At 74.8% G+C, this 17,514-nt stretch carries 17 protein-coding genes; 7 read left to right on the forward strand and 10 right to left on the reverse strand.

Going from position 1 to position 17,514, the window contains the following annotated elements; genetic code table 11:
• Window positions 1–3: 3 nt before the first annotated feature.
• The 4 genes from ABD350_RS34025 to ABD350_RS34040 form a co-directional block, all read right to left on the reverse strand.
• Window positions 4–1,128 (reverse strand): TIGR03364 family FAD-dependent oxidoreductase, encoded by a 1,125-nt coding sequence (locus tag ABD350_RS34025; RefSeq protein WP_344352941.1) that lies wholly within the window; start codon window positions 1,126–1,128, stop codon window positions 4–6.
• A gap of 135 nt (window positions 1,129–1,263) precedes the next feature.
• The gene (locus tag ABD350_RS34030; protein ID WP_344352942.1) at window positions 1,264–2,019 is read right to left on the reverse strand and encodes a GntR family transcriptional regulator; all 756 of its coding nucleotides are present in this window, start codon (window positions 2,017–2,019) and stop codon (window positions 1,264–1,266) included.
• A gap of 93 nt (window positions 2,020–2,112) precedes the next feature.
• On the reverse strand, window positions 2,113–2,931 hold the full coding sequence (locus ABD350_RS34035; RefSeq protein ID WP_344352943.1) for a hypothetical protein: 819 nt from the start codon (window positions 2,929–2,931) through the stop codon (window positions 2,113–2,115).
• A 305-nt stretch (window positions 2,932–3,236) separates the two neighbouring features.
• Window positions 3,237–4,373: an ROK family transcriptional regulator gene (locus ABD350_RS34040; protein WP_344353080.1), complete on the reverse strand. Its 1,137-nt coding sequence runs from the start codon at window positions 4,371–4,373 to the stop codon at window positions 3,237–3,239.
• Between the two features lie 83 nt (window positions 4,374–4,456).
• Here ABD350_RS34040 and ABD350_RS34045 point away from each other — a divergent pair, with 83 nt between their 5' ends.
• From ABD350_RS34045 to ABD350_RS34055, 3 genes are all read left to right on the forward strand, one after another.
• Complete coding sequence (locus ABD350_RS34045; protein ID WP_344352945.1) at window positions 4,457–5,530, forward strand: Gfo/Idh/MocA family protein; 1,074 nt, start codon at window positions 4,457–4,459, stop codon at window positions 5,528–5,530.
• Window positions 5,530–6,009, forward strand: coding sequence for a heme-degrading domain-containing protein (locus tag ABD350_RS34050; RefSeq protein ID WP_344352947.1), 480 nt, complete (start codon window positions 5,530–5,532; stop codon window positions 6,007–6,009). Before ABD350_RS34045 ends, ABD350_RS34050 begins: the two co-directional genes overlap by 1 nt.
• 95 nt (window positions 6,010–6,104) lie before the next feature.
• Window positions 6,105–6,971 (forward strand): LLM class F420-dependent oxidoreductase, encoded by an 867-nt coding sequence (locus ABD350_RS34055; RefSeq protein WP_344352948.1) that lies wholly within the window; start codon window positions 6,105–6,107, stop codon window positions 6,969–6,971.
• Between the two features lie 133 nt (window positions 6,972–7,104).
• Here ABD350_RS34055 and ABD350_RS34060 read toward each other — a convergent pair whose 3' ends face one another.
• From ABD350_RS34060 to ABD350_RS34075, 4 genes are all read right to left on the reverse strand, one after another.
• Window positions 7,105–7,962 carry a fumarylacetoacetate hydrolase family protein gene (locus ABD350_RS34060; protein ID WP_344352949.1) on the reverse strand — a complete coding sequence of 286 codons (858 nt, stop codon included), beginning with the start codon at window positions 7,960–7,962 and terminating at the stop codon, window positions 7,105–7,107.
• Between the two features lie 137 nt (window positions 7,963–8,099).
• Complete coding sequence (locus ABD350_RS34065; protein WP_344352951.1) at window positions 8,100–8,810, reverse strand: YidC/Oxa1 family membrane protein insertase; 711 nt, start codon at window positions 8,808–8,810, stop codon at window positions 8,100–8,102.
• 193 nt (window positions 8,811–9,003) lie between these two features.
• Window positions 9,004–9,330: a DUF6412 domain-containing protein gene (locus ABD350_RS34070; protein WP_344352953.1), complete on the reverse strand. Its 327-nt coding sequence runs from the start codon at window positions 9,328–9,330 to the stop codon at window positions 9,004–9,006.
• A gap of 43 nt (window positions 9,331–9,373) precedes the next feature.
• Window positions 9,374–9,913: a winged helix-turn-helix transcriptional regulator gene (locus ABD350_RS34075; protein WP_382466913.1), complete on the reverse strand. Its 540-nt coding sequence runs from the start codon at window positions 9,911–9,913 to the stop codon at window positions 9,374–9,376.
• Between the two features lie 159 nt (window positions 9,914–10,072).
• On the opposite strand from ABD350_RS34075, the gene ABD350_RS34080 reads away from it, so the two are divergent.
• The 3 genes from ABD350_RS34080 (at window position 10,073) to ABD350_RS34090 (ending at window position 14,289) form a co-directional block, all read left to right on the forward strand.
• Window positions 10,073–11,482, forward strand: coding sequence for an MFS transporter (locus tag ABD350_RS34080; protein WP_344352956.1), 1,410 nt, complete (start codon window positions 10,073–10,075; stop codon window positions 11,480–11,482).
• A 331-nt stretch (window positions 11,483–11,813) separates the two neighbouring features.
• Window positions 11,814–13,286: a glycoside hydrolase gene (locus tag ABD350_RS34085; protein ID WP_344352957.1), complete on the forward strand. Its 1,473-nt coding sequence runs from the start codon at window positions 11,814–11,816 to the stop codon at window positions 13,284–13,286.
• A 103-nt stretch (window positions 13,287–13,389) separates the two neighbouring features.
• Window positions 13,390–14,289 carry an LAETG motif-containing sortase-dependent surface protein gene (locus tag ABD350_RS34090; protein ID WP_344352959.1) on the forward strand — a complete coding sequence of 300 codons (900 nt, stop codon included), beginning with the start codon at window positions 13,390–13,392 and terminating at the stop codon, window positions 14,287–14,289.
• A gap of 37 nt (window positions 14,290–14,326) precedes the next feature.
• Here ABD350_RS34090 and ABD350_RS34095 read toward each other — a convergent pair whose 3' ends face one another.
• Window positions 14,327–15,061 carry a TIGR03943 family putative permease subunit gene (locus ABD350_RS34095; protein ID WP_344352960.1) on the reverse strand — a complete coding sequence of 245 codons (735 nt, stop codon included), beginning with the start codon at window positions 15,059–15,061 and terminating at the stop codon, window positions 14,327–14,329.
• Entirely contained in the window at window positions 15,058–16,050 is a 993-nt protein-coding gene (locus tag ABD350_RS34100) for a permease (RefSeq protein ID WP_344353081.1), read from the reverse strand. Before ABD350_RS34100 ends, ABD350_RS34095 begins: the two co-directional genes overlap by 4 nt.
• A 434-nt stretch (window positions 16,051–16,484) precedes the next feature.
• On the opposite strand from ABD350_RS34100, the gene ABD350_RS34105 reads away from it, so the two are divergent.
• Complete coding sequence (locus ABD350_RS34105; RefSeq protein WP_344352961.1) at window positions 16,485–17,498, forward strand: tetratricopeptide repeat protein; 1,014 nt, start codon at window positions 16,485–16,487, stop codon at window positions 17,496–17,498.
• Window positions 17,499–17,514: the final 16 nt, after the last annotated feature.

Consider the following 17,514-nt stretch of genomic DNA (forward strand, 5'->3'; position numbering starts at 1 on the left):
TGCTCACCAGCCCAGTTCGTTCGCGGTGGTCTCGGCTATCGCGGGGGCGCAGGTCATGCCGCGCCCGCCGGGCCCGGTGACCAGCCACACCCCCTCGTGCACCCGCTGCCGGTGGACGACCTTGCCGGGGTCGGTGCACTGCGCGTACACGCCCGCCCAGCGGTGCCGCACGCGCGGCAGCGGCCGGCCGAGGAGGGAGGCCACGACGCCGGTGAGGTGCTCGTAGGGCTCCTCGACGGTGTCGAAGGCGAAGGGGTGCTCGTACTCGTGGGTGTCGCCGATGGTCAGGCCGCCGTCGGCGCGCTGCACCATGAGCAGCTGCATCCTGTGCGCGGCGGCGGTCCGAGGCTGCGGCTGGCGGGCGTTCAGCTCGTCGAGGGCCGCGGAGGCGTACGCCGGGTAGTAGCGGAAGCTGTCGGCGTCGGCGACGGAGGTGGTCAGCGGCTCGCCGAGCGGGTCGGTCTGCATCATCTGGAGGCGGACGCGGCGCACCGGGAGGTCCGGGCCGGCCAGTTCGCGGACGAGTCCGCCGAGCCAGGCGCCGGTGCACAGCACGACAGCGTCGGCGTGGTGGGTGTCGCCGTGGTCGTCGCGGACGGTGCCGGCGCCGGTCACGTCGCGCACCTCCCGGCCCGGCAGGAAGGTGTAGTTCGGGGACTTCAGCAGCTCGGCGCGCAGGGCGAGCTGGGCGGTGCGGGGCTCCACGGCCGCGTCCCGCTCGCAGTACAGGGCGGCGGTGAAGTCGCCGCGCAGGGCGGGGTTCAGGGCACGGGCCTCGTGCGGGGTGAGCAGCTTGTAGCCGCGGGCGGCGGCGTCCGCGCGGGCCACCGCCGCCTCCGCGACGGCGAGTTCGAGCGGGCCGCGGACCGGGGTGAGGGAGCCGTTGGGGCGGAAGCCCAGCGCCGGCACCCGGGCGCCGATCCCCTCCCACAGCTCCCGCGCCCGCAGGGCGGTCTCCAGCTCTTCCCCACCGGCGCGCCCGCTGACCCAGATCTGCCCGAAGTTGCGCAGCGAGGCGCCGCGCGCCTCGGCCTCGCGCTCGATCTGGACGACCTGGTGGCCGCGCTCCACTGCATGCCAGGCGTGCATGGTGCCCACCACGCCGGCTCCGACGACTGTGACTCTCACGGCGGCAACGCTCCTCGCGATTCGGGAACCGGAGACATCCGGCTGACAACGAGAGCGTGAACGAGCCATCACGTTTGGGCTAGACCCGTTATCTTTTTGTGATATCCGAGGGGGGTGCGGGGTGCCCGGGGCCGCTCAGCCCTGGAGGTGGGTGGTGAAGGAGAAACGGTCGCCGCGGTACAGCGACCGCACCCGCTCCAGCGGGCGGCCCCCGGTGTCCCGGGAGATCCGGTGGATCAGCAGCATGGGCAGGGCGGGCGGGGTGCCGATGAGGAGGGCCTCGCGGGGCGTGGCCAGGACGGTCTCGATCCGCTCGTCCGCGTCGCCGAAGGAGATGCCCTGGGCGGCGAGATAGCCGTAGAAGGAGGAGTCCGGGTCGAAGTCGGCGTCCAGCCGGGGCACCCGGGCGACGGCGACGTACGTGCTCTCCAGGCCCACCCGCTCGTCGTCGGCGAGCAGCACCCGCTCCAGATGCCAGACGGGTTCGCCACGGCTGAGCCCGGTCTCGGCGGCGAGCGGGTCCGGGCACGGGAACCGGTCGAGGGTGACGAGGGCACGGCCCGGGGTGCGCCCCTGCCGGCGTACGCCCTCGGTGTAGCTGGCCAGGGACAGCGGCTGGGCCAGCTTGGGCCCGGCGACCACGGTGCCCCGGCCCCGGCGCCGCAGCCGCCCCTCCAGCACCAGGTCCCGCACGGCCTGCCGCACGGTCTCGCGGGCCACGTCGTACCGCTCGGCGAGATCCCGCTCGGTGGGGATGACGCCGCCCTCCCCCAGCTCCTCCAGCAGCGCGGCGATCCGCGCCTTCACCACGTAGTACTTGGGGATGCGCCCGTGCTCGGGGATACCGGAGCGGACGGGGGCGCCGGGTGCCTGGTCGTTGGGGTAGTCCACGGGGGGATCGTCGCAGACGGGGGCCGGGGGTGGCGGGCCGGGGAGGGGCGTGACGGAAGGGGGCGTGACGGGGGCGGGAGCGGGGCGGCCCGGTCAGCGGCGGCCGCGGAGCAGGAGGAAGGCGCCGCCGGCGGCGGCCAGCAGGGCGAGCAGGGGGGTGAGGACGGTCGCGAGGGGGGCGTGGGCGGGCGCGGTGCGGGCCGGCTGTCCGGCGCGCCGCCCGTCCCCGGGGGCCGGGGCGGGGGTGCCGGGTGGGTGCAGGGCATGGGCTTCCCGCGCCTCCCGCGCGGGTCCGGTGTCCTCCCGCTCCCCCTCGGTGCCGTCCTCCCCGTCCCCGGTGACCGAGAAGCGGTAGGCGTCGGACTCCCCGACCCAGTCCCCGTCCTGGCCCCGCCGCTGGACGACGGCGGCGGTCGCGGTGACCTGTCCGGCCGCGGCGCCGGGGGCGAACGAGAACCGGACCCGTACGCCGACGGTCCGGCCGGGCGGCACGGTGAACCCGGCGAACCCGGTGCCGTCCAGCACGCCGACCAGTTCCCGGGCCTCGGTGGCCTCGAAGGCGACCCGGTGGGCGCGGGAGCCGTCGTAGAAGTCGAGGCGGGGTTGGTCCGGCCGCAGCGCGCGTTCCTCGCCGACGAGGACCACGACCGGGTGGACGCCGGCGCAGGTCCGGTCGGTGGTGTTGGTGAGGTCGATGTACCAGGTACGGGGGCTGCCGCCGGCCGCGTAGGACGCGGGGCCGCCACGGATACGGGCGGCCAGCGGGAACGCGTGGGCGTCGGCGGCGGCACAGGAGGGGGCCGCGGGGGTCTGGGCGTGCGCGGCGGACGGTGACACGGGGAGGACGACGGTGGCTGCGGCTGCGGCTGCGGCTGCGGCGCGGCAGCGGGACAGGGGTGTGCGCGGTCGCATGAACACATGACCTTGCCGGGTGGGCCGGGAGGAACGGCGCCGCCATGCCGGGACCGGGGACGAGGTCCCCTCCGGCAGCGGACAGCGGGCCCGGGAGGCCGGGCGGCGGGGGCGCGGGGCTGCCGGCCGTCCACCGACCGCGGGCGCGCCGTGGCCGGTCGCGGTTCCCCGCGCCCCCAGGGGGTCACGCTGCCGTGCGCTGCATACGGAACGGCGCGACCGACGCCATGGGGTTACCGGCCGCCCGCGGGCCGCGGGCACGCCGTGGCCGGTCGGGCGGCTCCCCGCGCCCCTGCGGGGTGCTGTCACGCATCCCCCCGCCCGAACAGCGGTGCCAGCAGCAGTTGGGCCGCTCCCTCGGCGACCAGGCGTTCGGCTCGTGGTGCGGTCCGGACCGGTACGCCCCCGTCCGCTCCCTCGCGCCGGGCCCGGGCCCCCAGGACCTCGCCGACGCCCCGTACGTACACGTCCGGCGCGCCGGCGACCGTACGTCCTCCGAGCAGCACCCCGTCGATGTCCAGCAGCCCGACCAGGTTCCCGGCCGCCACCCCCAGCACCCGCGCCGCCTCCGCTATCTCGCCCCGCGCCACCGCGCCGAGGCACAGTGCCTCCACGCAGCCCCGGGCCCCGCACTCGCACGGCGGTCCGTCCAGCTGGATCACCTGGTGGCCGAACTCCCCCGCCCCGGTCCGCGCCCCACGGTGCACGCCGCCGTCGATCACCAGCCCGGCCCCGAGCCCCGTACCGAGGTGCAGATACGCGAACGACCGGCCCACCACCTCCTGCGCGCCCCCGACCGCCAGCCCGAGCGCCGCCGCGTTGGTGTCCTTGTCGACCACCACCGGCACCCCCAGCCGCTCCGCGAGCGCGTCCCGCAGCGGAAAGCCGTCCCACTCGGGAAACCCGGTGACCCGGTGCAGGACCCCCCGCGCGTGGTCCAGCGGTCCGGGCAGCGCCACGCCCACCCCGACCAGCGACCCGGTCCCGGCGAGGCTCCCGCCGCCCGCACCCGGCAGGTCCCCCACCACTTCGCGGACCACCGCGCACACCGCCCCCAGCACCGCTTCGGCCCCCGCTCCCAGGTCCAGCCCGGCGCGTCGCCCGGCCACCACGGCCCCGTCCAGATCGACGAGCACCGCGCGCAGTTCGTCGCGGTCCAGGTGCACCCCGACGGCATGCCCCGCCTCCGGTACCAGCCGCAGGACCGTCCGAGGCTTGCCCCCGGTCGACGCCCGCCGCCCGGCCTCCGCCGCGAACCCCTCCGCCCGCAGCCGCGCGGTGATCTTGCTGACGGCCTGCGGGGTCAGCCCGGTGCGCTCGGCCAGCTCCAGCCGGCTGATGCCCTCGGCCCCGGCATCCCGCAGCAGCCCCAGCACCAGCGCCGTGTTGTGGCTGCGCACCAGCCCCAGATTCGCCCCGGCTGCGCCCTTGTCCCCCGTCATCCCCGCCCTCGGCTCGCTCCTGTTCACCCCTCCATTCTCCCCACCGCTTGCACTTTCGCAACAGCGTTGCCAAAGTGGGAGGCATGACTGCTACCCCCCTCCGCGTCGGCCTGATCGGCTACGGCCTCGCCGGCTCGGTCTTCCACGCCCCGCTGATCGCCGCCACCGAGGGCCTCGCCCTGGACACCGTGGTCACCTCCAACCCGGAGCGGCAGGAGCAGGCCCGCGCCGAGTTCCCGCAGGTCCGGATCGCCGCCACCGCCGAGGAACTGTTCGACCGGGCGGACGGGCTGGACCTGATCGTCGTGGCCTCCCCGAACAAGACGCACGTGCCGCTGGCCGGCGCCGCCCTCAAGGCGGGTCTGCCCGTGGTCGTGGACAAGCCGGCCGCCGGAACCGCGGCCGAGGCCCGGGAGCTGGCCGCCCTCGCCGAGGAGCGCGGTCTGCTGCTGTCGGTCTTCCAGAACCGCCGCTGGGACAACGACTTCCTCACCCTGCGCAAGCTGCTCGCGGACGGCGCGCTCGGCGACGCCTGGCGCTTCGAGTCCCGCTTCGAGCGCTGGCGCCCGCGGCCCAAGGGCGGCTGGCGCGAGTCCGGCGACCCCGCAGAGATCGGAGGTCTGCTCTACGACCTCGGCAGCCATGTCGTCGACCAGGCCCTGGTCCTCTTCGGCCCGGCCACCGAGGTCTACGCGGAGACGGACATCCGCCGCCCCGGCGCCGAGACCGACGACGACACCTTCATCGCGCTCACCCACGCCGGCGGCGTCCGCTCCCATCTCTACGTCTCCGCGACGGCCGCCCAGCTCGGCCCGCGCTTCCGGGTGCTGGGCTCCCGCGCCGGCTACGTCAAGTACGGCCTGGACCCGCAGGAGGCGGCCCTGCGCGAGGGCGGCCGTCCCGGCACCGGCGCCGGCTGGGGCGTGGAGGACGAGTCCCTGTGGGGCCGGATCGGCTCCGGGGAGTCCCCGCTGACCGGCGCCGGCACCCCCGTACCGACCCTGCCGGGCGACTACCCGGCCTATTACGCGGCCGTCGCCGACGCCCTGCGCGGCGCCGGTCCCAACCCGGTGACCGCCCTGGAGGCCGCCGCCGCGCTCGACGTACTGGAAGCGGCCCGCCGGTCCGCCCGCGACAAGGTGACGGTGACCCTGTGATGCCCGGGGACACCCCCACCGTGCAGGAGCTGGAGGAGCAGCAGCGGCGCCTGGTCTTCCCGCGGTTCACCCACGAGGACGCCTGGGCCCTCGGCTGCCTCCTGGTCGAGCTGGCCCGGGAGCGCGAGGCTCCGGTCGCCATCGACATCCACCGGGGCGGCCAGCAGCTCTTCCACGCCGCCCTGCCGGGCTCCGCCCCGGACAACGACGCCTGGATCGCCCGCAAGCGCCGGGTGGTGGAACGCTACGGCGCCCCGTCCTACCTGGTCGGCGCCCGGTTCCGCGCCAAGGGCACGACCTTCGAGGAGTCCTCCCGCCTCGATCCGGACACCTACGCGGCGCACGGCGGCTCCTTCCCGGTCACGGTCGAGGGGGCCGGGGTGGTCGGCGCGGTCACCGTCTCCGGCCTGCCCCAGGTGGAGGACCACCGGTTCGTGGTGGAGGCGCTGGAGCGGTTCCTCCGCCGTTCGGCCGGCTGAGGGAACGGCGGGAATCAACCCGGGTCGCCCTCCGGTTGGCAGGACGGAAGACCTGACGATCATGACTCTGTCCACCACCGGAGGGACCACACCCGATGACCACCGCACTGAAGGAGACCATCGGCCGGTACGGCGTCTGGAGCTTCGAGCTGCGCTCCGAGGACCCGGCCCGGCGCGGCGAGCTGGACGAGGCCGCGGCCGAGCTGGAGGAGCTCGGGTACGGCGCCGTCTGGCTGGGCGGCAACAGCACCGCTGACCACGCGGCCCCGCTCATCGGCGCCACGCGCCGTGTCGTCGTCGGCACCAGCATCCAGAGCGTCTGGCAGCAGGACGCCGCCACCACGGCGGCCGGCTTCGCCGAGCTGGAGACGGCCCACCCCGGCCGGTTCGCGCTGGGCCTCGGGGTGAGCCACGGCCCGCGGGTGAAGGAATACCGCCGCCCGTACACGGCCATGGTCGAGTACCTGGACGAGCTGGACCGGGCGGGCGTGCCCGCCGAGCGGCGGGTGCTGGCCGCGCTGGGCCCCCGGATGCTGGAGCTGTCCCGGGACCGCGCGGCCGGCGCGATCCCCTACCTGACGACGCCGGAACACACCGAGCAGGCCCGGCGGATCCTGGGCGCGGGGCCGCTGCTGGCCCCCGAGCTGAAGGTGGTCCTGGAGTCCGACCCGGCCCGGGCCCGGGAGACGGCCCGCGCCTATCTGGCCCGCTATCTGGAACTGCCCAACTACACCAACAACTTCCTCCGGCTCGGCTTCACGGAGGCGGACGTCGCCGGCGGCGGCAGTGACCGCCTCATCGACGCGGTCTTCGCCTGGGGCGACGAGGCCCGGATCCGCGAGCGCGTCACCGCCTTCCACGAGGCGGGCGCGGACCACGTGGCCCTCCAGGTGGTGACGGCGGACATCGGCGAGGTCCTGCCGAGGGAGGAATGGCGCCGGCTGGCCGCCCTGCTGGGGTAGCCGGGCCGCCGCGTCAGGGGGCGCGGGAAGCCGCGCGACCGGCCCGGAGCCCCACGCACGGGCGACGGCGCCACCGCGGTTCCCGGCGCTCCCGGCGCTCCGGGCGGCACTCCCGGCACTCCCGGAAAAGCGGCTACGCGTCCTTCAGTTCCTGCCGCTGCCGGCCGAGCCCCGCGATCTCCAGCTCCACCACGTCCCCGGCGCGCAGATACGGCTTCGGCTCGGGCGCGCCCATCGCCACCCCGGCCGGCGTGCCCGTGTTGATGACGTCGCCGGGGTACAGGGTCATGAACCGACTGAGGTAGCGCACGACCTCGCCGACCGGGAAGATCTGCTCGGCCGTCGTACCGTCCTGCTTCAGCTCTCCGTTCACCCACAGTCGCAGCGACAGGTCCTGCGGGTCGGCGATCTCGTCGGCCGTCACCAGCCACGGCCCCAGCGGGTTGAACGTCTCGCAGTTCTTGCCCTTGTCCCAGGTCCCGCCCCGCTCGATCTGGAACTCCCGCTCGGAGACGTCGTGCGCCACCGCGTACCCGGCGACGTGCGCGAGCCCCTCCTCCGCCGAGTCCAGGTAGCGGGCCGTACGGCCGATGACGACCGCGAGTTCGACCTCCCAGTCGGTCTTCACCGAGCCGCGTGGCACCAGCACCGTGTCGTCCGGCCCGACCACCGTGTCCGGTGCCTTGAGGAAGACGACCGGCTCGGCGGGCGGCTCGGCACCCGCCTCCCGGGCGTGGTCGTGGTAGTTCAGCCCGATGCACACGACCTTCCCGATGCGGCCGAGCGGGGGGCCGATCCGCAGCCCGGCCGCGTCCAGCGCGGGCAGCTCACCGGAGCCGGCCGCCGCCCGGATCCGGGCGAGCGCCTCCTCGTCGGCGAGGAGCGCGCCGTCGATGTCGTCCACGAGGCCCGACAGGTCCCGGAGGGTCCCCTCGGCGTCGAGCAGTGCGGGGCGCTCGGCCCCGGCCGTACCGACTCGCAGCAGCTTCACGGTCACCATCTCCCTCGATCGCGGGCGCCCGCCGATGTGTGCAGCCATCGGAGGACTGGCCGATCCTCCAATTCCCCCGTCCAGTCCGCAAGACCCTGTTCAGGTACTGGACCGTAACCCGGGACGTCCGGTACCGCTCAGCGGTACAGCAGGGACTGCTCCGCCGCGCTCCACGCCGTACTGGTGACGACGTACAGTGCGGCGGCCAGCGGGACGACCGCGACCGTGACGAGGGTGAAGAAGGACAGCAACGGCGCCACCCGGGTGACCGCGGCGAGGCCGGGCACCTGGTCGCCGCCGGCGACCGGGACCGGCTGTGCGGCCATGGTGCGCCGGGTACGCCGGTAGTTGACGGTGGCGACGGCCGCGACGAGGGCGAACAGACCGAGGTAGACCAGTCCGGCGGGGCCGAACGCCCCGCCGTCGGCGAGCGCGTCGGTCCAGCGTCCGCCGAGCGGCGCCGCGAACAGCCGGTGGTCCAGGAGGGAGTTGGCATCGCCGCCGATCGTGGTGCTGGAGAAGAGGTGGAACAGCAGGAAGAAGGCGGGCAGTTGGAGCAGGCCGGGCAGGCAGCCGGAGAGCGGTGAGACCTTCTTACGGGCGTGCAGTTCCATGACCGCCCGCTGGAGGCGCTCGGGGTCGCGGGCGTGCCGGGCGCGCAGCGCGTCGATCTCCGGCTGGAGCGCGGCGCGGGCGCGCCGGCCGCGGGCGGCGGCCCGGGACAGGGGGTGGACGAGGAGCCGTACCAGCGCGGTGAACAGGACGATCGCGGCGGCCGCCGCGGAGGCGTGGAACAGCGGGGTCAGCAGGTCGGCGAGGTGCTCGACCAGACGGGCGAAGACGGACATGGGTGAGCCCTCCGGGGGTCTCGTCGTGCCGGAAACGGCCGGGAATCAGCAGGGGATTTCGGCGGGGAAACGGCGTGACGAGCCGCGCGGGATCATCCGTCGGCGGATGCGCGGACGTGCGACCCTGCGGCCTCACGGGTGCGCGGACGTACGGATACGCGGGTGCGCGGACGTACGGATACGCGGACGTGCCCTACGCGGCGGTCGTCGCCACTCCGGCGTGTCCGGGGGCCCTGGGCCGTCGCCGGCCGGGTGCGTCGGGGTCGCGCTGGGGCAGGAAGGCCGTACGGCGGGCCCGGTCGCGGATCGCGGTGCGCACGCGGGTCGGGGGTACGACGGGTACGCGCCGCGCGGCCAGCACGGCGCAGGCGGCGAGCGTCGCGGCGACGGCGGCGGTCGCGGCGAGGGCGACGGCGGTGGTGAGACCGCCGGTGCCGAGGAGGGCGGTCTGGAGCAGCAGCAGCTGCGCCACGAACAGCAGGAAGGCTAGGGGGCGGAGGGCGACCGCACTGCCGCGCATCACGTCTCCCCCTCTCTCCTTCGGACTCTCCTTCGTACCGCCGTCAGTGTGCCAGATGCGCCGGTTCGGTCTCCAGGGGCTCCAGCAGCCGCTTCGGCCGCAACAATGCCCTGCTGACCGGGTCGTTGGGAGCGGTGTCCAGTTCCGGCCCCGGCACCATGACGACGTCGGCGACCGGCACGGGGGTTCCGCAGTCGGCACACGTTCCGTACGGTCCGATGTCCCCGCCGCAGTCCGCGTGCCGGAAGGAACGCAGCCGGCCGGCGCCGGCGTGCTCGCGCCCCCACTGGCTCAGGGCGCGCAGGGCGGGCCACAGGGCCGCACCGCGCTCGGTGACGACGTACTCGTCCCGCGGCGGTGCCTCCTGGTACCGGCGCTTTTCGAGGATGCCCTGCTCGGTGAGCGTGCGCAGCCGGTCGGAGAGGACGGCGCGCGGGATGCCCAGGTGGACGAGGAAGTCGTTGTAGCGCCGGACGCCGTAGATGGCGTCGCGGACCACGAGCAGCGTCCAGCGCTCGCCGACGACCTCCAGCGCGCGGGCGATCGAGCACTCCTGCGTCGCGTAGTCCTTGCCCAGTGCCATGCCGTCCACTGTAACCGCACACGGCGAATCGGTTCAGTGAACGAACCGACAGTGCTACGGTGACGGCGACCGAGGTCGATTCAATGACCGAACCCACGCGCACGGGCTCCGCCGGGCCGGTCCGGACCGGACGACGGCCCCGGAAGGACACGACAGACCATGCCCCGGCCCGACTCCGCGACCGGCCCCGCCGCCCCCGGCACCCCACCGGGGGACTCCCCCGCCACCTCCGGGCAAGCGCCCGCACATCCCCGCGCCACCCTGGCCCTGACCAGCGCCGCGACCGCCTTGGCCCTCATGTCGTACACCGCCCCGATGGTGACGCTTCCGGACACCGCGAGCGATCTGGGCACCCCGCTGTCCGCCCAGGCCTGGCTGCTCAACGGCACCCCGCTCGGCCTCGCCGCCCTGCTGCTGGTGGCCGGCAGCCTCGCCGACGACCACGGCCGCCGCCGGATCTTCCTGGCCGGCACCCTGGGCCTCGGCCTCACCACCGCCCTCGCCGCGGTGACCACCTCGACCTGGCAGTTCACCCTGGCCCGCATCGCCCAGGGCTCGGCCAGCGCGGCCCTGCTGGCCAGCGCGCTCGGCCTGATCGTGCACGCCTTCCCCAGCCCGCGCGGCCGGCTGCACGCCACCGGGGTGTGGGGCGCGTTCGTCAGCGGCGGCATCGCCGCGGGCCCGCTGCTCGCGGGCGCGCTGCCGCACTGGCGGCTCGCCTACGGCCTGCTGGGCGCCGCCGCACTGGTGGTGGCCGCGCTCGGCGCCCGGGGACTGACCGAGTCACGCGCCCCGCGCGGCGGCCGGCCGGACGTGCTCGGCGCGCTCACCTTCGGCCTGGCGCTCGCCGCCCTGGTCGCGGCCCTCACCCTGGGCCGGGACGGCTGGCTGCGCGCCCCGGTAGGCCTGCTGCTCGCGACGGCCGTGCTGCTCGTCGCCGCCTTCGCCGCGGTGGAGCGCCGGGCCGCCACCCCGATGATCGACCTCGGGCTGCTGCGCCGGCCCCGCTTCCTGGCCTCCTCCGCGGGCGGCCTGTTCACCGGCCTCGCCGTGATCGGCGTGTTCAGCTACCTGCCGGCGCTGCTCCAGCAGGCCCTGCGCCTGTCACCCCTGGCCACGGCCTGGCTGTTCCTGCTCTGGGCCGGGCTGAGCTTCGCCGTCGCCCTCCAGGTCAGGCATCTGTCCGGCCGCCTCGCCCCGCGCACCCAGCTCGCCCTCGGCTTCATCCTGCACGCGGTCGCCGTGCTGACGATGCTCGGTGCCGTCGGCGCCGGTTCCTGGCCCCGGCTGCTGCCCGGCCTCGTCATCGGCGGGGTCGGCAGCGGGCTGCTCAACGGCGCTCTGCCGCTGCTCGCGGTGGAGTCGGTGCCGCGCGAGCGGGCCGCTATGGGCTCAGGCGCCCAGCAGACCTTCCGCTACATCGGCTCCTGCGCGGGCGTGGCCCTGACCATCGCCCTCGCCACGTCGGCCGGCGACCTGGCCCGGGGCGCGAACCTCGCCCTGCTGGTGTCGGCGGGGCTGGCGGCGGCGGGCGCGGTGAGCGTACTGGCATCACGCAAGGATGCGTGACCCCGCCCGGGGTGCTCGTCGTACCCGTACGCGGGCCCGGCCGGCGAGCACGGGACGGACGGGCCGTACGACCCCCACGCCCCGGGGCCGTCGTACGCGGCAGGACCCGGCCGATGCCGCAGGGGTACGCCGCCGAGCGCGGCTCCGTCCCCAACCGGCCGCGGGCATCGGACGGACCGGCTTTCTCGATGGGTTTGAGAAAGGGCCGTCACAACCCTCGACAGCGTCGTCCGGCAGCCCTGATGCTTCCTGTTGGCATGCCGGGGGGACGAGGCGGCACCGCTTCCAGGACGCGGTGCCGCGGCCGCATGGAGAGGCAGCGAACGCATCCATGATCCGACGCAGAACACTGCTGGCCGCCACGGGCGGCGGCCTGCTCGGCGGCGCACCGGCCACGGGCACGGCCCGGGCGGACTCGACGGTCACCGTCGACCCGTCGGTGTCGTACGGCACATGGGAGGGCTGGGGCACCTCCCTGGCCTGGTGGGCGAACGTCTTCGGCACGCGGGACGACTTCGCCGACATCTTCTTCACGACCAAGGACACGACGTACGACGGCACCTTGCTGCCCGGCCTCGGCCTGAACATCGCCCGCTACAACCTGGGCGCGTGCGGCTGGAACAGCGTGGGCGGCGAGACGATGGCCGTCTCCCCGAACATCCCCTCCTTCAAGCAGATCGAGGGCTACTGGCAGGACTGGACCGACGAGAACCCGGCCTCCGCGGCCTGGAAGTGGACGGCGGACGCCGCCCAGCGGGCCATGCTCGTGAAGGCCACCCGGCGCGGCGCGGTCTCGGAGCTGTTCGCCAACTCCCCCATGTGGTGGATGTGCGCCAACCACAACCCGTCCGGCGCGGCCGACGGCGGCGACAACCTCCAGCCCTGGAACCACCGGCAGCACGCCGCCCACCTCGCCGCCGTCGCCCTGTACGCCCGGCAGCACTGGGGCGTGGACTTCGCGACGGTGGAGCCCTTCAACGAGCCTTCCTCGTCCTGGTGGACCGCCACCGGCACCCAGGAGGGCTGCCACATCGACGCGGCCACCCAGGCGGCCGTACTGCCGTACCTGCGTTCCGAGCTGGACAAACGGGGCCTGGCCGGCACCCGGATCGCCGCGTCCGACGAGACGGGCTACGACCTGGCCCGCACCACCTGGAATTCCTTCTCCGCCACGGTCAAGGGGTACGTCGACCGGGTCAACGTGCACGGCTACCAGGGTTCCGGGGGCCGCCGCGACCTGCTGTACACGGACGTCGTGACCACCTCCCGCAAGGCCCTGTGGAACTCCGAGACCGGCGACGACGACGCCACCGGTCTGACGACGGCGAGCAACCTCCTCTACGACTTCCGCTGGCTGCACCCCACGGCCTGGGTGTACTGGCAGGTGATGGACCCCAGCGCGGGCTGGGCGGCGATCACCTACGACCCGGCCACCCGGCAGCCGGGGGCGGTGCAGACGAAGTACTACGTCCTGGCCCAGTTCACCCGGCACATCCGTCCCGGCATGACGATCCTGGACACCGGTGTGAGCTACGCGGTGGCGGCCCTGGACCGGCCGGCGAAGCGCCTGGTGATCGTGGCCGCGAACACCTCCGCCTCCGCCCGGACCCTGACGTTCGACCTGTCCCGCTTCACCGCGGTCACCGGCGGCCCGGACGGCCTGGTCCCCCGCTGGAACACGGTCACGACGGGCGGCGACCGCTACACCCCCCACTCCGACATCCGCCTGAACGGCAGGACGCCGGCGGTCGCGTTCGCGCCGAAGTCGGTGCAGACCCTCCGGATCGACGGCGTCACCGGGTAAGCCCGACGCTCCGGCCGTACAACCCTGGGCACCGCCGGCCTGTCCTCAAGGTGTACGAAAAGCAACGTCTTGATGCTCTCATCACACCGTGAGGACCGCTTCCATGAAGTACCGTCCGGCCGTGATCGCGGCCGCCGCCTCCGCCGCCCTGCTCGCCGGGACGCCCGCCGCCGGGGCGGCGGAGGGGGACCGTGGCTCCCTGCCCGCCTGCACCGACGTGTCGACCGCGTACGGCGACTACGAACAGCGCGATCTGAAAGCGGCGCTCGACATCACCGCCGACGCGCTGGTGCCGGGCGGCGACTGGACCCCGGCCAAGGGCTCCGTGACCAACCTCGGCAGGCGGGACCTTCCCAAGGTCGACATACACGCCTACCCCTGGCTCCAGACCGAGGACCCGGAGTTCCAGAGCATGTTCAAGTTCGTGGAGGTGGAGATGCGCACGGCGGACGGCGCCTGGCAGCCGGTGAACGACACCGACGCCGTCCTCTCCGTCCCGGTGCCGTCCGGCCGGACCCTGTCCTACGACCTGAGGGTGCGGGTGATCAAGGACGTACCGGCGCGGCTCTACAGCTCCGAATTCAACTTCCTGGCCTCCTTCGCGGACGTGTACCGCTTCCCCGACACCGGCAAGGAGGTGGAGTGCGGGGCCAGCGCCACCGGCTACGACAGGTTCGAGATCCGGCGCGCGACCACCACTCCCAAGCCGACCCCGAGCTCCGCCCAGCCGACGCCGACCGCGTCCCGGTCCTCCGCCACCCCGACGGCCGCACCGGCCTCCGCGTCCCCCACGGGGTCCCCGGCCACCACCCCGTCCGCCTCCGCCTCCCCGACCTCGACGGCGTCGGCCGCCCCCGTCCCCGCGTCCGTCCCCTCCGCCACGGGCGGTGAGCTGGCCGAGACCGGCGGTTCCGACGCCACCCTCCCGCTCGCCGCGGCGGCCGCCGGCCTGGCCGTACTGGGCGCCGCAGCGGTGGCGTTCGCCCGCCGCCGCAGGAACTGACGGACCGGCCGTCGTACGGTGCGACCGCGTGACGGTGTCACCGGGTGACGGTTTCCCCCGGCGGCAGGGCGTCCTGGTAGCCGTTCGTGGGCCGGGGGACCTTCGTGACCGTACGGGCGTCCAGCGCGACCGGCGCGGACGCGGTGCCGAGCGTCCCGCCGGGGTGCCAGGTCCCGGTGACCGTCACCCAGGTGTCGGCGGGCGGCACGGGCCCGCCGTGGACGCGCACCTTGACCGACTGGGCGTCCGCCGCGCAGCAGTTGAGCACGAGCCGGGTCAGCTCCCAGCCGTCGCCGTCGCGGGGGGTGACGAACCCGGTCATCCGGACGACGCGCCCCTCGATGGCCTGACCCCGGTCCTCCCGCACCCGGCTGGTGAAGTCGGAGAGGGTCATGGGCAGGGGCGAGGTGCGCGGCAGCGGACCGAAGTCACCGCGGTGGGCGACGGGCTTCGCCGACTGCCGGGCCGCGGTGAAGGCGCCGAGGGCGGGCGGGGCGTAGCAGAGCAGGCTGAGGGCGGGAAGGAGCAGCAGCCAGGCGACCCCGGGCGGCCCGGAACGACCGTGCCCGTGCCCGTGCCCGTCATCGCCGTCCGTCCCCCTGTCGAGGACGGCACTCGCGAGCCCCAGCAGGAGCAGCACGGCCCCGGTGGCGATGAGCGGGGGCCGCATGCCCTCCTTGACGTACCGCAGGTACAGGTCCGTGACCAGGGAGACGTGCAGCAGCCCGAGCCCGCACAGCACGAGCAGCCCCGCCTGGAGCGTCCGTCTCACAGCAGCACCCCTCCGGCCAGCGTCGAGCACGCGACGGCGACGACCGCGGTGGCGGCGGAGAACCGTACCGCGAAGGCCCGCCCGAAGGTTCCCGCCTGGAGGGCGATGAGCTTCAGGTCGACCATGGGCCCCACCACCATGAACGCCAGCCGCGCCACGGGCGGGAACCCGGTCAGCGAGGCGGCCAGGAAGGCGTCGGCCTCGGAGCACACCGCGAGCAGGACGGCGAGGGCGGCGAGGAACAGCACGGACAGCCAGGGCGAAGTGGAGAAGGTGTCGAGCACGGAGCCCGGGACGGTGACGTTGAAGGTGGCCGCGGCCATGGCGCCGACCACCAGGAACCCTCCGGCGTGCAGGAAGTCGTGCTGGAACCCGCGCCGGAACTCGTCCCACCGGCTGTGTCCCGCCCGGTGCCCGGTGTGCCGCGCGACGGGTCGCAGCCACTCGGCCCGCCCGAACCGCAGCCACAGCCAGCCCATGACGACGGCGGTGGCGAGGGAGGCGAGCAGCCGGGCGAGCACCATGGCGGGGTTCCCGGGGAACGCGATCGCGGTGGCGGTGAGCACGACCGGGTTGACGGCGGGCGCGGAGAGCAGGAACGCGAAGGCGGCGGCCGGGGTGACGCCGCGGCTGATGAGACTGCCGGCGACCGGCACGGAGGCACACTCGCACCCGGGCAGCACGACCCCCGCGACACCGGCCACCGGGACGGCGAGCGCGGGCCGGCGCGGCAGGACGCGGCGGAAGACGCTCTCCGGCACGAAGGCGTTGATCGCCCCGGACAGGGCGGTGCCCAGCACCAGGAACGGCAGCGCCTGCACGGTCACGGCGAGACACACGGTCCGCCAGGCCTGCACGGCCGGGACGTCCCCCCACCGCCCGAGCGCGAAGACGAGAACCCCGGGGAGGACGGCGGCGCCGAGGAGCAGCAGGGGCCAGAAGGGGGGCGGGGCGAGCGTCCGGGGAACCGGCGCTTCGGCGGCCGACATTTCGGCGGCAGATACCTCGGCGGCAGACGCCTTGGCGACAGGCACCTCGGCGGACGACGTCTCGGCGGCAGGCGCTTCGGCGGCAGGCGTCTCGGCGGCGGACACGTCGGCGGACGACGTGTCATGGGTACGGGTCAGCGTCGTGCGGCGGGCCGGTGCGTGAAGGACCGGCACCTCTCGCGCCGTCTTTTCAAGGACGGGCCCCTCCTGGGGATCAGCCGCGCCGCCCAACGGCTCACCCCCTTCCCCGAGACCGCTCGGCTCCGGTACCGGGACCACCCCGCCCCTCTCCCGCACGCGCCGGCCCCCTGTCCTCCCGGGCCCCGGTGGGCCCTTGTGTCCGCCCGCCCGAAGATAGCGGTCGGCCACGGCCGCCCGTCGCCTGCCCCCTGCGCGCCTCACGTTTACCGGCGCCCGGCAGTACGGTGTCCCCCATGCGCCCCGACACGCCTGCCGAGAATGTCGACCACACCGCCGAGGCGGCACGCCTGGAGCGGACCGCCGGCCTCTACCCGGAAGACGCCGAGACCCTCCTCCTGCGGGCGGCGGCCCACCTGGAGCTGGCCGGCGACCGCCCCGCGGCCACCACGCTCTACGACCGCCTGCTGTCGTCCGCCGCGGAACTGGCCGACCCCGCCCTGGTCCGCGCCCTGAAGGCCTCCAACCTGTGGGAGTACGGCCACGAGGCCGAGGCACGGGCGATCATCGAGGGCATCCGCGCGACGGCCCCCCGGGACCCGGCCCCGTGGGTGATCGCGGCGGAGGCCCTGGAATCGCACGACGAGCTGGAGGCGGCGGCGGAGACGTTCACCGAGGGAACCCGCCTGCTGATCCCCGGCCGGACGGAAGCCCCCCTTCCCGCCACCCACCCGCTCCTCCACGGCCGCCACCGCGTCCGCCGCATGCTGGGCCTGCCGCACGACGACTGGGACACCCTGGCGGACACCGTGCACACGGGCCCGGTCCCCCTGGACGAACTCCACGACCCGAAACGGGTGTGGTCGCTGGGCTCGGACAACCCGGCGGAACTGGAGGCGGAGATCTCCCGCCTGCGCGCGGAACTGGGCGCCTACCGGGAGGCGCTGTCCCGCCCGTTCCCGGTGGCGGTCCTGCACTGGCCCGCCCCCGAACTGGAGGAACTCCTCACGGCGTACCCCACCCTGTCCACGGAGTACCCGTCCCACACCGAGCACCTGGCGACCATAGAGTCCTCCTTGCGCGAACTGGCCTCGTCGGGCACGGCCAACCTGGGCATCGTCACCGGCACGGTCCCGTCCTACGAGGCCTTCGCAGCCTCGGAGGCCACCTCCCCGACCGACCCCACCCTGCTCCCGCAGTACGCGACGACCCTGGCGGCCCGGGGGCGTGCGGTGGCTTGGCCTCCGGGGAGGGGGGCGGGGTGCTGGTGCGGGGAGGAGCGGGCTTACGCGGAGTGTCATGGCGTGTGAGGCCAGCGGGCTAGGC

The organism is Streptomyces nogalater (assembly GCF_039532885.1).
Classification (GTDB): domain Bacteria; phylum Actinomycetota; class Actinomycetes; order Streptomycetales; family Streptomycetaceae; genus Streptomyces; species Streptomyces nogalater.

Coding starts and splice junctions, on each gene's coding strand:
- ABD350_RS34035 (WP_344352943.1), bottom strand. CDS start 2,931: ATGCGACCGCGCACACCCCTGTCCCGCTGCCGCGCCGCAGCCGCAGCC.
- ABD350_RS34040 (WP_344353080.1), bottom strand. CDS start 4,373: ATGACGGGGGACAAGGGCGCAGCCGGGGCGAATCTGGGGCTGGTGCGC.
- ABD350_RS34045 (WP_344352945.1), top strand. CDS start 4,457: ATGACTGCTACCCCCCTCCGCGTCGGCCTGATCGGCTACGGCCTCGCC.
- ABD350_RS34050 (WP_344352947.1), top strand. CDS start 5,530: ATGCCCGGGGACACCCCCACCGTGCAGGAGCTGGAGGAGCAGCAGCGG.
- ABD350_RS34055 (WP_344352948.1), top strand. CDS start 6,105: ATGACCACCGCACTGAAGGAGACCATCGGCCGGTACGGCGTCTGGAGC.
- ABD350_RS34065 (WP_344352951.1), bottom strand. CDS start 8,810: ATGTCCGTCTTCGCCCGTCTGGTCGAGCACCTCGCCGACCTGCTGACC.
- ABD350_RS34070 (WP_344352953.1), bottom strand. CDS start 9,330: ATGCGCGGCAGTGCGGTCGCCCTCCGCCCCCTAGCCTTCCTGCTGTTC.
- ABD350_RS34075 (WP_382466913.1), bottom strand. CDS start 9,913: ATGGCACTGGGCAAGGACTACGCGACGCAGGAGTGCTCGATCGCCCGC.
- ABD350_RS34080 (WP_344352956.1), top strand. CDS start 10,073: ATGCCCCGGCCCGACTCCGCGACCGGCCCCGCCGCCCCCGGCACCCCA.
- ABD350_RS34085 (WP_344352957.1), top strand. CDS start 11,814: ATGATCCGACGCAGAACACTGCTGGCCGCCACGGGCGGCGGCCTGCTC.
- ABD350_RS34090 (WP_344352959.1), top strand. CDS start 13,390: ATGAAGTACCGTCCGGCCGTGATCGCGGCCGCCGCCTCCGCCGCCCTG.
- ABD350_RS34100 (WP_344353081.1), bottom strand. CDS start 16,050: ATGTCGGCCGCCGAAGCGCCGGTTCCCCGGACGCTCGCCCCGCCCCCC.
- ABD350_RS34105 (WP_344352961.1), top strand. CDS start 16,485: ATGCGCCCCGACACGCCTGCCGAGAATGTCGACCACACCGCCGAGGCG.